This window comes from Micromonospora sp. NPDC023737 (genome assembly GCF_040639715.1).
Lineage (GTDB): Bacteria > Actinomycetota > Actinomycetes > Mycobacteriales > Micromonosporaceae > Micromonospora.
Map to the genome: position 1 here is coordinate 718267 of NZ_JBFAAL010000002.1, position 13927 is coordinate 732193.

The window sequence follows — 13927 nt, forward strand, 5'->3', positions numbered from 1 at the left end:
GCCGGCCGGGGCAGCTGTTGCGGTCCGGTGAGCTGGGCGATCCGGCGTTCGGCCGGGCACCGGGCCGGCCGGGTGAACCCGGCCGGCCCGGTGTTCGTCAGCCCTCCTGCGCGGCGGCGTAGTCGCGGGCGACCCGGACCATCTCGACGAGCCCGCCGGCGTACTCCTGGGCTTCGGCGTGCGCCTCCTCGAACGGCGGCTGGAAGCCGACGCCCTCCCACTGGCCGGTGGCCGCGTTCCAGCGGTCGTTGCCCACCTCGAAGTCCCAGGCGAAGATCCCGAGTTCGTAGTAGAGCTCGTCGGCGGAGTTGCCGGCGGCCGAGTAGAGCACGTCCGCGACCGGACCGGTCTGCGACGGCCAGGTGACCGTGCCGCGCTCCTGCGCGATCGCGCCGACGATGCGCCGGGCGCTGTCCTGGAAGAGCTTCGACTCGTCGATCGACGGCCGGGGCAGGGTGACCCGACCGTCGGCCTTGTACGCCCCCGGCGGCCACATGAAGTACCCGCCGTAGGAGTGCACGTTCATCGCGAACCGGATGTTGCTGTGCTCCCGGGCCAGTGCGATGACGTTGCGGCTCTCCGCCTCGGAGAGCTCACTGGTGCCGGCGTACGAGCCGGAGAGGCAGTTGCCGCTGGCGCCGACGTAACCGTCGAAGTACGAACCGACCGTGTAGTTGCGGTTGAGGTCCACCCCCCACGAGTCGCGGTTGCCGGGGTCACGGCTGGCGCCGGTGCAGTGGTTCACCATGTTCTTGCGCTGGAAGTTGAAGTCGTGGAAGGAGTAGTTGGCGCCGTCCGGGTTGACCACCGGGATGACGAAGATGTCCGTCTGCTCCAGCAGTTCGCGGGTGGCCGCGTCGGTGCGCGAGTTGGCCAGCATCCGCTCCGCGAACTCCAGCGTGACCAGCGGGGTGGCCCACTCCCGGGCGTGCTCCTGGGAATAGGCCAGGACGCCGACGCGGGAGCCGTCGCGGTGCACGCCGATGCGCAGCGCCTGCACGGTCCACGGCTTGGTCGGCACCTCCGTGCCCTGGAGGCCGTCGTCGAGGCGTACGGGCGCAACCACCGGCATGGGCAGGCCGGGCGAGCCCTGCTCGACGAACGCCTGGAACCGGTTGGCGAACCGCGCGTTGATCACGGCGGCGACCTGGTCGGTGGTGCTCGTGACCTTGCCGGCCCCGTCGGTGGCCAGGGAGACGGTCAGCACCCGGTCCCGGTAGGTCGCGGTGAGCGGCCGGTTCGCCCGGCCGGGGTCGACCGTGCGGACCTGGACACCGTTCATGTTCTGGTCGCCGAAACGCAAGGACTCCACCACCACGGCCGCGGCCGCCGGGTCACCGAGGTACGCGGCGGCGGTACGCCGGTAGCCCTGGGTCTTGTACGGCAGGTCGATCACGTCGACCAGATCGCGGTACTGGCGGGCCAGCCGCTTGATCCGCGCCTGGATGTCCACCGGAGTGAGGTACGCGTCGATGAAGTCCTTCTGGTAACCGCCGGGCAGCGGCGGCGGAGTGGCGCCGGGCCAGGACGTCGGGGTGACGGCGCGGCTCACCCCGCCCAGGCTGGACGTGGCGGTCACCTGCACCGGTCGGCTCGGCACCGGCACCGGCTGCGCGTAGTGGTACTGGTACTCGCCCGAGTCCTCGAACCGGAAGAGCGGGAACGAGCCGGTCGCGCCGTCGGCGGTCCGCCAGTTCACGGTGATCTCGACGTCCGGGTCGTCGGTCGCGGTGGTGGCCACCTCGGTCTGTACGAAGGTCTGCCCACCGCTGGTCCACCAGTACGCCTGGAGGAACTGGAGCGTGTCCACGGCGGCCGTCGCGTTCGCCGTACGCTGGTCGGCGGCCGGGGCGCGCAGCCCGGCGGTAGTGCGGGCCTGGGCGGCGCGGACGCTCTCCGCGAAGTGGCGCTCGCCGTCACCCGGGCGCTGCACCACCTGGAGCGCGGTGGCTCCCTGCGCGGTCAGCTCGGCGAGCTGGGTGCCGGTGAGCACCACGTCGGCGAGTATCCGCCCGTCCACCGACCGGGGTCGGTTGGCGAGGTCCGCGCCCCGGGCGACCAGCTGGTCGAGCTGAGCCTGGTCGCGGAGCTGCACCCGCACCAACGCGGTCTCTCCACTGGCCAGGGTCACCCTGGGTGCTGGAGCGGGGGTCGGCGCGGCGACGCCGGAGCCGGGATGGGACAGCACCGCGCTGACCAGGATCGCTGCGGTGGCCGCGGCCGCCCACCGTCGTCGGACGATCATGTGCCCTCCTGTGGGAAATCGATGTCGCTGCCCCCACACCAGTCGAAAGATCGACATATGTCAAGGATGCTCGGCGCGGTGACGATGTTTGGCCGGCCAGCGGCGGGGGATGGGGCCGCCGTCACACACCAAGGACGACCGCCTGGCGGCCGCTGGAGGAACGCATGCCACTTCCGACCCGGGAGGACCCGCGCCTGACCCCGATGCTCCCGAACGATCGCGTCTGCACCGGTGTGACGACCGTCGACGGACGCATCTTCGTGAGCTTCCCCGGTGCGGACTCGCCGGGCGTGCAGGTCGCCGAGGCGCTCCCGGACGGCCGGCGGGCTCCGTGGCCGGACGAGTCGTGGAACGCCGCCTCGGACGAGCCGCGCTCCGACGGGGTGTACGTGCACGTCAACGGCGTACGTACCGGCCCGGACGGCCGGCTGTGGATCATCGACTCCGGTGCGCCCGGCCTGGGCCGACGGCAGGTGCCCGGGGGCGCCCGGCTGATCGTGGTGGACCCGGGCACCGGCGAGGTGACCCGGATCTACGACCTCACCGACGCGGTCCGGAACGACAGTTACGTCGACGACGTGCGGTTCAACGGGCGGACCGCCTACCTCACCGACGCCGGAGCGCCCGGCCTGATCGTGCTCGACCTGGCCTCCCGGCGGGCCCGTCGGGTGCTGGACGGGCACCCCAGCACGGTGGGGCGGCGGCTGGTCGCGGACGGAGCGGTGCTGCACGACCCCGACGGCAACGAGGTCGTCCTGCACGTCGATCAGCTCGAGGTGTCGCCGGACGGCCGCCACCTGTACTACCAGCCCGCCTCCGGCGGGCTGTTCCGCATCGAGACGCGGTGGCTCGACGACCCGGCGCTCGACCCCGCCACGGTGGCCGGGTACATCGAACCGTGGCTCGACACGCCGACGACCGGCGGCACCGCCATCGACGCCGCCGGCACGATCTACCTGAGCGACGCCGAGCAGCGGCGGGTCCTGCGCATCACGCCGGAACGGGAGGTGACCACCCTGGTCGCCGACCCCCGCCTGGCCTGGGTGGACGCCATGTGGATCGACCACGACGGCGACCTCTGGTTGCCCGCCGCGCAGCTGCACCGCACGCCCGGCCTGTCCGGTGGCGCGAACCACGTCGACTACCCGGTCTGGATCTACCGGATGAACATCGGCGTCGGCCCCGCGCCGAACGACCACGCCTGATCAGCCATCGGGCCGGCCCCGGCGGGACGCCGTCCACCCGGGCGGCTGCGCTCGACTCAGCCGCGGGCCGCCCCCGTCGACCGCCCGGCGAGCCAGTCCTCCCGGGTGAGCGCGTACTCGACCTCACCCAGTTCCGTGCCGGGCAGCGGGTGGTCGAAGTCCAGGTGGAACGTCCGGACGTAGCGCAGACCGACGGAGGCCATCGTGGCTCGGGACCCCTCGTTCACCGCCATCGTCTCGGCGAAGATCCGGGTCAGCCCCAGGTCCTCGAAGCCGTGCCGGATCAGCTCGCGGGCGCCCTCGCTGGCCAACCCTTGGCGCCAGTACCGGCGGAGGAGCCGGTAGCCGAGTTCGGCCTGCCCCGCCACCGAGCCCTGGTCGGCCCGCTCCGGCGGCTCGAGGAGCCACCAGCCGACGAAGTCACCGTCGACGAAACCGGCCCAGAAGCCGAGCCCCGGCACCCGTTGTGCAGCCGCCAGCCGCAGGCGGTGCACCGACTCCACCTCTGCCCGCGTACGCGTCGGACCGAGGTAGCGCATCACCTCGGGGTCGGCGTCGAGTTCCACCTCGTGCTCGAGGTGTTCGTCGGCGAGCGGGACGAGCCGGATCCGGGCGGTGCGCAGCGCGGCTTGGGGCATGCGCCGGATCTTCGCCCGTCCGCCCGGCCCGGACCAGCCATTTTTCTGCCCGGCGCACGCAACGGGTTTTCTGCCCGGGGGCACGCGACGGGCGACGGACCGACCGGCACTGCGGCGGCACGCAGGCGAATGGGACCTGTCGTAGGGGGTAGACGGCGCCGATGTCCGTCCGGACCGGCGGAGGGTCCGCCGTCGTGAGGAGGAGGATCAGATGTCTCGCGTGCCCCACGCGCCCGCGCACGACGGCGAGTTCGAATTCTGGCGTAACCACGCCCAGATCTCGTTGCAGCCGGTCGCCGCGCCCTCCATCCTCGGTCTGTTCGGATTCGCCGCCGCCACCTTCGTCGTGGCGGCGAACCTCGCCGGTTGGTACGGCGACACCGGCACCCCGCGCTTCCTGTTCCCGTTCGCCGCCTTCACCGGCGGGCTCGCCCAGTTCCTCGCCGGAATGTGGGCCTACCGGGCACGGGACGGCCTGGCCACCGCCATGCACGGGATCTGGGGAGCATTCTGGCTCGCGTACGGCGTGCTCTTCCTGCTCGTCGCGGTCGGCGCGCTGACCCCGCCGGACCCCTTCGTGCCGCTCGGCTACTGGTTCATCGCGCTCGCCGCCATCACCTGGTCGGGCGCGTTCGCCGCGCTCGTGGAAAGCATCGGCCTGGCGTTGGTGCTCGCCACGCTCGCGGCCGGCGCCACCTGCCAGGCGATCGGTCAGATCGCCGGTATCTCCGGCTGGCGGACGGTGGGCGCCTACATCTTCATCGCCTCCGCGGTGATCGCCTGGTACACCGCCACCGCGATGATGCTGGAAGCGACGTACCGGCGGGTGATCCTGCCGATCGGCAAGATGCGGGCACCGGACCGGCCGGGCCAGGAGCCCCGCCAGGTCATCCAGTTCATGGCCGGTGAACCGGGCATCAAGGTCGGACAGTGAGCCACTGGCAGACGGACGGCCCGGGCAACGCGGGGGTGTGCGTGTTGTAGCGTGCGCTGTCATGACGCTGACGCTGGTGAAGTCCCTCCGCTGAGGCTCATGTGACGCGCCGTCGGCAACTCCTGATCGCCGGGGCGCTGGTTGTCGCACTGGGTGCCGGTTACCTGTCGGCCACCATCAGCCATCGCCTCGATCACGGCAGCTCCTGGTGGCACGGGGTCGATGCGGAGTCCCGCACGGAAGGGCCGACGACGGAACTGCGGTTCGCCTTCAACCCCGGAGGGCAGATCACGTTCGGCGCGTCCATCCGCAATCCCGGTCCGTGGCCGGTCACGATCACCGGCATCGCGGTCGATGACGGTCCTGCCGATCGGCACGTGTTCAAGGTCGCCGGCTTGGCGGCAAACCATGCCGTCGATGAGTCCACTGGCGTCGTGTTCGACCCGGCCACGGCGGCACCGTTCCGGCCGGTCAGAGTGGGAGCCGGCATGGAGCTGCCGGTCTTCGTGACGATCAGGATCCCGGATGTGGAGCAGGCTCCCGGAGCGGGGTTGTTCTTCGATGACCTCGCGGTCGACTACGACGTGCTGGGCCTGCCTCGCCACCAGCGGGTGCCGATGGGCTTCCGCTTGCTCGTCCACTCTTCAGAGGGCTACGTTCCCGCCGAAGGCCGGACGCGGCCTGGGAGTTAGCAGTAGCAACGGCTGGTCAGGTGCGTGGTGCCCTGGTGGTCCCGTCTGACGTTGCCGGGCGACCTCGGCGTCAGCGGGCAGGCTTGACCGTACGGCCGGCCGACGCGCGCTGGTGCGGAGAGACCCTAGGCTGACGCCCATGTCGGGGAGCAGGCTTTGATCGATCTGGACGAGCGCAATCACCAGCCGGCGGAGTCGGGGACCACTGCCCGTGACCGCCTCATGGTCAGGCGGAAGATGGCCCTGGGGTTCCTCTCCGTCTTCCTGGTCGGCGTTGTGCTCGGCGGCTTCGCCGTGCAACGACGAGACTCACGTGAGCGGCGGGAACGGGACGCGGCGGTCGCGCTCGTGGCCGTCGCTCAATCGGCCAGCCTGGGAAGCCCGAGCTTTCAGACGGCCACCGTCGGAGGGGGCAGCGGTGTCTCCCAAGTCAGACTGACCGGGCACCTGTTGTTGATCAACGCCGGCCCCGCGCCGATCGCCGTCCGCGGAGTTGCAGTAGAGGCGCCGGGGATGGCGTCCACCAGCTCCGGGCGACCCCGGTTGTTACCCCTTGGCGGCACCGGTCAGCTCGTGGTCGAGCTGTTGTCCGAGTGCTCGGTCGCATTGTTCCAAGAGCCGCTGCAGCTGAGGTTCGAAGTCGAGACCGAGGACAAGCAGGTCAGAGAGGTCGGCTACCCGGTCGCTCTCGCCGGAAGCGACTGGCAGCGCGTTGCCCTGAGCAATTGCGAGCATGCTCCGCCTCGATGACGACGCCGACGCCCTTGGGCGCGCATAGGCACGGCGGGCTTCGGCGGAACCCGGTGTCGGATCGAGGGCTGTGAGCGCTACCACCCTCCGGGGCGGGCCACCGGCACCGTCGCCTGGGTCTACGCCCCGGCCGACGCCAGGCAGGCCCGATTCGCCGCGCTGGTCATCGTCGCAGCCCTCTGCGGTCTGCGGCGGGGAGAGCTGGCCGCCCTGCGGCGGCGCGATGCCGACCTCGGCGCCGCCACTGTGCGGGTGCCCCCGCAAACTCGCCGCGCTGAAAGATCGCCTGGAGTTCGGGCCGCCGAAATCGGTCGCCGGCGCTGAGTGGCACGCGGCTGGCACGCAAGATCCGACATGCGGGAGAAGCAACCGGCCCAGGTGCCGCGATCATGCGGTCTGCCTGGGCCGTCGTTGCTGGAGCGGGCGACGGGAATCGAACCCGCACCGTCAGTTTGGAAGACTGAAGCTCTGCCATTGAGCTACGCCCGCGTACGCCTCGACACGCGAGGCGCGCCCGACAGCCTACCCAATGTCCCGGTGCCGCGCGCAGCCCCACCCGATGCGCCGCGCCATGCGTATCGAGATCGACTCGATGTGCGGCGAAGTCGGGGCCTCCCGACGTGGTGACACCGCGGCCTTCCGGCGAGTCGTGCCCGCCCGGCCCGGTCCGGACACCGCCCGGACCGGGACCCGTTCGCGCGCCGGTGCCGCCCGGCGGGGTGCCGGGTGGGCTCGACCGGTGCGTGCCGGCGCGTCGACGCGCGGGTGGAACTGCGTGAAGTGTCGGGTTGGCCGTGCCCCGAGGCCCGAGCCGGGGCGCGAAGGCATACACTCTTCGTCGCCACGGGGTGTGGCGCAGCTTGGTAGCGCACTCGCTTTGGGAGCGAGGGGCCGTGGGTTCAAATCCCGCCACCCCGACTGTCGTCCGCGGCCGGGTCGCCCCGGGTGCCGCCGTTTCCGCTGCGGTTCCCGGGCGCTGCCGGAGCGCCCGGCCGGCTCGCCTACACTCGATGGGCTGAATCCACGCCCAGACTCAACTGAGATCCGTCAAGGAGTACGCCTGTGAAGAGCACCGTCGAGACTCTGAGCCCGACGCGCGTGCGGCTCGCCATCGAGGTGCCGTTCGTCGAGCTCGAGCCGAGCCTCCAGAAGGCGTACCGGGAGATCGGCCAGCAGGTCCAGGTTCCCGGCTTCCGCCGGGGCAAGGTACCGGCCGCGGTGATCGACCAGCGGGTGGGCCGGGGCACCGTCCTCAACGAGGCGGTGCAGGAGGCCATCCCGCAGCAGATTCTCGCCGCGGTCCGCGAGCACGACCTGAAGACGCTCGGTCGCCCCGAGGTCGAGATCACCGAGTTCGCCGACGGCGACTCCCTGAACTTCACCGCCGAGGTCGACGTGCGTCCGGAGATCACGCTGCCCGACCTCGCCACCGTCGAGGTGACGGTGGACGAGCTCCAGATCGACGACAGCGAGATCGACGAGCAGGTGAAGAACCTGCGCGAGCGGTTCGCGACGCTGAAGACCGTGGAGCGGGCCGCCCAGGAGGGCGACTACGTCCAGATCGACCTGCACGCCACCGTCGACGGCGAGGACGTGCCGGGCGGTTCGGCGACCAACATCTCGCACGAGGTCGGCAGCAAGCAGCTGCTGCCGGGCCTGGACGAGGCCGTGGTCGGCGTCGCGGCCGGTGAGAGCAAGACCTTCACCACGCAGCTCGTCGGCGGCGACTACGCCGGGCGGGACGCCGACGTGGCGGTGACCGTGCGCACGGTCAAGGAGAAGGAGCTCCCAGAGCTCAACGACGAGTTCGCCCAGATGGCGAGCGAGTTCGACACCATCGAGGAGCTCCGCAACGACCTGCGCGAGCGGGTGACCCGAGGTAAGCAGGTCGAGCAGATCTACGCCGCCCGGGACAAGGCCCTGGAGCAGCTCATCGCCGCCGCCGAGGTTCCGGCGCCGGAGGGGATCGTCCGCGAGGAGGTCGCGAGCCGCAAGCAGGCCATGGTCGACCAGCTCGAGCGGATCGGCGCCACCATGGAGGACTACCTCGCCTCGGAGGAGAAGACCGAGGAGCAGATCGACGCCGAGCTGACCGACGCGGCCACCCAGGGCGTCAAGGTCCAGCTGCTGCTGGACACCGTCGCCGACGCCGAGAACGTCGAGGTCTCCGACGACGAGTTCGGTCACGAGATCGTGCACCGGGCCCAGCACGCCGGGATGGCCCCGCAGCAGTACTACGACCAGCTGGTGCGCTCGGGCACGGCGCCCGCCGTGTACGGCGACGTCCGGCGCGGCAAGGTCCTCTCCTCGATCATGGAGCGGATCACGATCAAGGACGCCGCGGGCAACGAGGTCAGCCTCGACGCCCTGCGCGCCGCCAACGAGGCCGAGCACCACAACCACGAGCACTGATCGTCGGGTGCGGCCGCCATCCACCAGTTGCGGTGGGTGGCGGCCAAAACCCTTTTCCGGGTACGTCCCGGCAGTGGCTGCGCTGTGAGCGAACAGTGCCACGACCGGGACTCTGCCGCCCGGCCGAGCGGTTAGTGTCGGGTAGGACGGTACGGAGAGCGAAGGGCTGCCATGACCGACATGCACATCCCACCGAAGCCGCTCCGGGCGATTGACGCCCGAGGTGGCGACAACATTGGCAACCTCGACGACTCGGTCTACAACCGGTTGCTCAAGGAGCGGATCATCTTCCTGGGCAGCGAGGTGACCGACCAGGTCGCCAACCGCATCTGCGCGCAGCTGCTGCTGCTCGCCGCGGAGGACCCGGACCGCGACATCAACCTTTGGATCAACTCCCCGGGTGGCTCGGTCTACTCGGGTATGGCGATCTACGACACCATGCAGTTCATCGACAACGACGTGTCGACGGTCGCGATGGGCATGGCCGCCTCGATGGGGCAGCTGCTGCTCTGCGCGGGCACCAAGGGCAAGCGTTACGCCCTCCCGCACGCGCGGATCATGATGCACCAGCCGTCGGGTGGCGTGGGCGGCACCGCCGCCGACATCGCGATCCAGGCGGAGCAGATGCTCTACACGAAGCGGATGTTCCAGGAGCGGGTCGCGCACCACACCGGTCAGGCCCCTGAGCAGATCGAGGCGGACTCGGACCGCGACCGTTGGTTCACCGCCCAGGAGGCTGTGGACTACGGCTTCATCGACAAGGTCATCACCGGAGCCACCCAGGTTCCGGAAGGTGCCGGGACCCTGAGCTGAGGAGCTGACGATGACCGACCTGAGTTTGCCGCCCCAGTTCGCGGCCGTGCACAACCGCTACGTGCTGCCGTCGTTCGTGGAGCGCACGTCGTACGGGGTCAAGGAGTCGAACCCGTACAACAAGCTCTTCGAGGACCGGATCATCTTCCTCGGCGTCCAGGTGGACGACGCGTCGGCCAACGACGTGATGGCCCAGCTGCTGACGCTCGAGGGCACCGACCCGGACCGCGACATCATCATGTACATCAACTCGCCGGGTGGCTCGTTCACGGCCATGACGGCGATCTACGACACCATGCAGTACGTCCGGCCGGACATCCAGACGGTCTGCCTGGGGCAGGCCGCCAGTGCTGCCGCGGTGCTGCTCGCGGCCGGCACGCCGGGTAAGCGGATGGCGCTGCCGAACTCCCGGATCATCATCCACCAGCCGGCCACCGAGGGCGGCTACGGGCAGGGCTCGGACATCGAGATCCAGGCCCGGGAGATCCTGCGGATGCGGACCCAGCTGGAGGAGATGCTCTCGCGGCACTGCAACCAGCCGATCGACAAGGTCCGCAAGGACATCGACCGCGACAAGATCATGACGGCCGAGGAGTCCCGCGAGTACGGGCTGGTCGACACGATCCTGACCAGCCGTAAGAAGGGCCTGCTGGCCGCCAACGCCGCCAGCTGACCGATACCGGGTCAGAGGTCGGTCGGGGCGTTGATCCCGGCCGACCTCTGACACACCCGTTTTGGGGGTCGGAGAAAACTCCGCCAGCGGGTAACGTCGGGTCTGTACCGCTTCGCTGGGTCGGACCGGCGGAGTGAACGAGACGAGGCGGGGGCGCTGCCGCCGCGGGTCATGGCCGGGTCTCCGGCCGACTGAGTGCAGGGAGAACGTAGGTGGCACGGATCGGTGACGGCGGCGACCTACTGAAGTGCTCCTTCTGCGGTAAGTCGCAGAAGCAGGTCAAGAAGCTCATCGCGGGGCCTGGTGTCTACATCTGCGACGAGTGCATCGATCTCTGCAACGAGATCATCGAGGAGGAACTGGCCGAGTCCGGCGAGGTGAAGTGGGAAGAGCTTCCCAAGCCGATGGAGATCTGCCAGTTCCTCGACAACTACGTCGTCGGCCAGGACCAGGCCAAGAAGGCGCTCTCCGTCGCGGTCTACAACCACTACAAGCGCATCCAGGCCGAGGCGGCCGGCGCGCCGGGTTCGGACACCGTCGAGTTGGCCAAGTCCAACATCCTGCTGCTCGGGCCGACCGGGTGTGGCAAGACCCACCTGGCGCAGACCCTCGCCCGGATGCTGAACGTCCCGTTCGCGATCGCCGACGCGACCGCGCTGACGGAGGCCGGTTACGTCGGTGAGGACGTGGAGAACATCCTCCTCAAGCTCATCCAGGCCGCCGACTACGACATCAAGCGCGCCGAGACCGGCATCATCTACATCGACGAGGTCGACAAGATCGCCCGCAAGTCGGAGAACCCGTCGATCACGAGGGACGTCTCCGGTGAGGGCGTCCAGCAGGCGCTGCTCAAGATGCTGGAAGGCACCGTGGCGAACGTGCCGCCGCAGGGCGGCCGGAAACACCCGCACCAGGAGTTCATCCAGATCGACACCACCAACGTGCTCTTCATCTGCGGTGGTGCCTTCGCCGGGCTCGACCAGATCATCGAGGCCCGCACCGGTTCCGGCGGCACCGGTTTCGGCGCCCGGCTCCGGTCGGTCTCCGAGCGGTCGACCGACGACATCTTCAGCCAGGTCATGCCGGAGGACATGCTCAAGTTCGGGCTGATCCCCGAGTTCATCGGCCGGCTCCCGGTGATCACGAACGTGCGCAGCCTCGACCGCGACGCCCTGGTGCGGATCCTCACCGAGCCACGCAACGCGCTGGTCCGGCAGTACCAGCGCCTCTTCGAGCTCGACGGCGTGGAGCTGGAGTTCGAGGAGCCGGCGTTGGAGGCCATCGCCGATCAGGCCATGTTGCGCGGTACCGGGGCACGGGGCCTGCGGGCGATCATGGAGGAGGTCCTGCTCTCCGTGATGTACGAGGTGCCGAGCAACCCGGACGCGGCACGAGTGCTGATCACCCGCGAAGTCGTACTCGAGAACGTCAACCCGACGATCGTGCCGCGCGAGTTCACCGGCCGTCGCGCTCGCCGGGACCGCGAGGAGAAGTCCGCCTAGCCGGAGTTCCTCCGTCCAGGTTTCCAGGCCCGGTGCCCCGGCTTGCCGGCGCACCGGGCCTGTCCGCGGAACGGTCCTCGCCGTACGCTGAGGCTCATGCGCGTCGCCGTCTGCCAGCTCAACGCTCGCGAGGACCGCAAGGCCAACCTGGCTGTCGCAGCGGAACTGCTGGAGCGGGCGGCGGCCGGTGGCGCGGATCTCGCACTCCTACCGGAGTACGTCGACTATCTCGGGCCGGCCGCCAGGATGCCCGCGCCCGAGCCGATCGGCGGGGAGGTCAGCGAGTTCTTCGCGAGCGTCGCGCGCCGGCTGGGCATCTGGGTGATCGCCGGCTCCTTCCATGAGGCCGGCCCGGACCCGGAGCGGACCTGGAACACCTCGCTGGTCTTCGACCGTAGCGGCGCGCTCGCCGCCACGTACCGGAAGATCCATCTGTACGACGTGGAGATCCCTGGCCGCGTGTCCTACCGGGAGTCGGCGACGGTGGCGCCGGGGGAACAGCCGGTGGTGGTGACCGTCGACGGAGTGCGAGTCGGCCTGTCCATCTGTTACGACCTGCGCTTCCCGGAGCTGTACCGCCGGCTCGCGACCGAGGGCGGCGCTCAGGTGCTGGTGGTTCCCGCCGCATTCATGCTGCACACGGGCCGCGACCACTGGGAGGTGCTGCTGCGCGCCCGGGCGATCGAGAACCAGTGCTACGTCCTGGCCGCCGGCCAGATCGGTGACCACGAGCCCGGACGTACCTGCTTCGGTCGCAGCATGGTCGTCGACGCCTGGGGGACAGTGCTCACTCAGGTGCCGGACGGCGCCGGCGTGGCGTTCGCCGACCTCGACCTCGATCGGCTCGCCACCATCCGCGCGGAGCTGCCCAGCCTCGCCAACCGGCGGCTCTGACCGGGCTCACCCCTGCAACAGCACGCCGATCACCGCGAAGCCGGCGATCGCGGCGGCGGTCACCACCAGGGCGGTGGTCATGCGGGAACGTCCCCGGCGAGCCAGCCGACCGAGCGACAACACAACGACGACGAGGACGAAGGCGCCGATCACCAGCTGCCAGAACGGCAGGAGAAGCCCGAGCACCGCCTCCTCGGCGAGCGGGGCAGCGGACTGCTCGGAGACGACATCCATGACAGACACTCTGGCACGTGCGGGGACCGGGGAACACCGGTCGCGTGGAGCAGTCATCCGTGCGTACGGCGTCCCGCGCGAGATGACAGCCCGTCAGCCGCGCTGGTGAACCCGGGCGTCGGTCATGCGAACCGGTGAACCGGGGGACTGGGACGGGGCAGGTGCGAGTGCTTCTCCCGTGGATGGGTGGCCGTTCCACGGACAGTTGTGAACGTTGATTTGCCTTCTTCCGGCCGTCCGCGTAACTTTCTCTCTGCACGCGGGAGGCCGGACAAACCGGCCGAGAGCGGGCGCCAGGCTCGTGGCGGAGACGCCGAGCGAGGCTGGATCGGGCGGTGCGGGAAACACTCCGAAACTTGGGGTTGCGAACGCGAAGCCGACCGGCTAAAGTACTGAAGCCGGCAGGAGCCGGGCGGGTTGCCGCGAAGCGGCGATCGGCCGGTCTGCGGTTTCCACGACAGCAACGACCGCCCAGCTCGGGCGTGCGTCGACGTGGGTCCGGCCAACTAGTTGATCACCTCAGACTGAGGTTGACGACGAAGTTCGGTTCGGGTAGTTTGGAACGGTTGCCCCGAGACGGGGTTCCGCAGAGCGGAGCTTCTGACCGGTGTGTGGTTGTTCTTTGAGAACTCAACAGGGTGCTTGATAAGCCAGTGCCAAATTGATTTATTACCCCGGACTGGTTGGCCTCTTTTTGGGGGGTCTTCTGGTTGGGATTCCTTTGGCAACACTTTTGTTGCCGGGACGATTGTTCAACAGGTTTTTGTTGGAGAGTTTGATCCTGGCTCAGGACGAACGCTGGCGGCGTGCTTAACACATGCAAGTCGAGCGGAAAGGCCCTTCGGGGTACTCGAGCGGCGAACGGGTGAGTAACACGTGAGCAACCTGCCCTAGGCTTTGGGATAACCCTCGGAAACGGGGGCTAATACCGGATA

12 protein-coding genes, 2 tRNA genes and 1 rRNA gene are annotated in these 13927 nt (G+C 69.5%); 11 read left to right on the forward strand and 4 right to left on the reverse strand.

Annotation, left to right across the window (positions count from 1 at the left end):
- Positions 1 to 97 precede the first annotated feature (97 nt).
- Complete coding sequence (locus AB0F98_RS08695; protein WP_357730793.1) at positions 98 to 2245, reverse strand: M14 family zinc carboxypeptidase; 2148 nt, start codon at positions 2243 to 2245, stop codon at positions 98 to 100.
- Between the two features lie 164 nt (positions 2246 to 2409).
- Here AB0F98_RS08695 and AB0F98_RS08700 point away from each other — a divergent pair, with 164 nt between their 5' ends.
- Entirely contained in the window at positions 2410 to 3450 is a 1041-nt protein-coding gene (locus AB0F98_RS08700) for an L-dopachrome tautomerase-related protein (RefSeq protein WP_357730796.1), read from the forward strand.
- A 56-nt stretch (positions 3451 to 3506) separates the two neighbouring features.
- Here the strand turns inward: AB0F98_RS08700 and AB0F98_RS08705 are convergent, their stop codons facing one another.
- On the reverse strand, positions 3507 to 4088 hold the full coding sequence (locus AB0F98_RS08705) for a GNAT family N-acetyltransferase (protein WP_357730800.1): 582 nt from the start codon (positions 4086 to 4088) through the stop codon (positions 3507 to 3509).
- A 211-nt stretch (positions 4089 to 4299) separates the two neighbouring features.
- Here AB0F98_RS08705 and AB0F98_RS08710 point away from each other — a divergent pair, with 211 nt between their 5' ends.
- The 3 genes from AB0F98_RS08710 (at position 4300) to AB0F98_RS08720 (ending at position 6464) form a co-directional block, all read left to right on the forward strand.
- Complete coding sequence (locus tag AB0F98_RS08710; RefSeq protein ID WP_357730803.1) at positions 4300 to 5022, forward strand: GPR1/FUN34/YaaH family transporter; 723 nt, start codon at positions 4300 to 4302, stop codon at positions 5020 to 5022.
- 101 nt (positions 5023 to 5123) lie between these two features.
- Positions 5124 to 5714: a hypothetical protein gene (locus tag AB0F98_RS08715; RefSeq protein WP_357730806.1), complete on the forward strand. Its 591-nt coding sequence runs from the start codon at positions 5124 to 5126 to the stop codon at positions 5712 to 5714.
- Between the two features lie 156 nt (positions 5715 to 5870).
- Entirely contained in the window at positions 5871 to 6464 is a 594-nt protein-coding gene (locus AB0F98_RS08720) for a hypothetical protein (RefSeq protein ID WP_357730809.1), read from the forward strand.
- Positions 6465 to 6879: 415 nt separating this feature from the next.
- Here AB0F98_RS08720 and AB0F98_RS08725 read toward each other — a convergent pair.
- Positions 6880 to 6953 (reverse strand) — tRNA-Gly (locus AB0F98_RS08725).
- 355 nt (positions 6954 to 7308) lie between these two features.
- On the opposite strand from AB0F98_RS08725, the gene AB0F98_RS08730 reads away from it, so the two are divergent.
- The 6 genes from AB0F98_RS08730 to AB0F98_RS08755 all read left to right on the forward strand — a co-directional run bounded on the left by AB0F98_RS08730 (position 7309) and on the right by AB0F98_RS08755 (position 12758).
- Positions 7309 to 7382: transfer RNA gene (locus AB0F98_RS08730), tRNA-Pro, on the forward strand.
- Between the two features lie 144 nt (positions 7383 to 7526).
- Entirely contained in the window at positions 7527 to 8876 is a 1350-nt protein-coding gene (gene tig, locus AB0F98_RS08735; RefSeq protein ID WP_357730811.1) for a trigger factor, read from the forward strand.
- Positions 8877 to 9047: 171 nt separating this feature from the next.
- On the forward strand, positions 9048 to 9689 hold the full coding sequence (locus AB0F98_RS08740; RefSeq protein ID WP_076472584.1) for an ATP-dependent Clp protease proteolytic subunit: 642 nt from the start codon (positions 9048 to 9050) through the stop codon (positions 9687 to 9689).
- 10 nt (positions 9690 to 9699) lie between these two features.
- On the forward strand, positions 9700 to 10362 hold the full coding sequence (locus AB0F98_RS08745) for an ATP-dependent Clp protease proteolytic subunit (RefSeq protein WP_091103946.1): 663 nt from the start codon (positions 9700 to 9702) through the stop codon (positions 10360 to 10362).
- A gap of 212 nt (positions 10363 to 10574) precedes the next feature.
- A complete protein-coding gene (gene clpX, locus AB0F98_RS08750) occupies positions 10575 to 11864 on the forward strand; it encodes an ATP-dependent Clp protease ATP-binding subunit ClpX (protein WP_357730816.1) in 1290 nt (429 codons plus the stop codon).
- A 96-nt stretch (positions 11865 to 11960) separates the two neighbouring features.
- Positions 11961 to 12758, forward strand: a complete 798-nt coding sequence (locus tag AB0F98_RS08755) for a carbon-nitrogen hydrolase family protein (protein WP_357730819.1) — start codon at positions 11961 to 11963, stop codon at positions 12756 to 12758.
- Positions 12759 to 12764: 6 nt separating this feature from the next.
- On the opposite strand, the gene AB0F98_RS08760 is transcribed toward AB0F98_RS08755, so the two are convergent.
- Positions 12765 to 12992, reverse strand: a complete 228-nt coding sequence (locus AB0F98_RS08760; protein WP_357730822.1) for a hypothetical protein — start codon at positions 12990 to 12992, stop codon at positions 12765 to 12767.
- A gap of 763 nt (positions 12993 to 13755) precedes the next feature.
- Between AB0F98_RS08760 and AB0F98_RS08765 the strand changes: the two genes are divergently transcribed.
- Positions 13756 to 13927 (forward strand): 16S ribosomal RNA (locus AB0F98_RS08765); the annotation flags it as partial.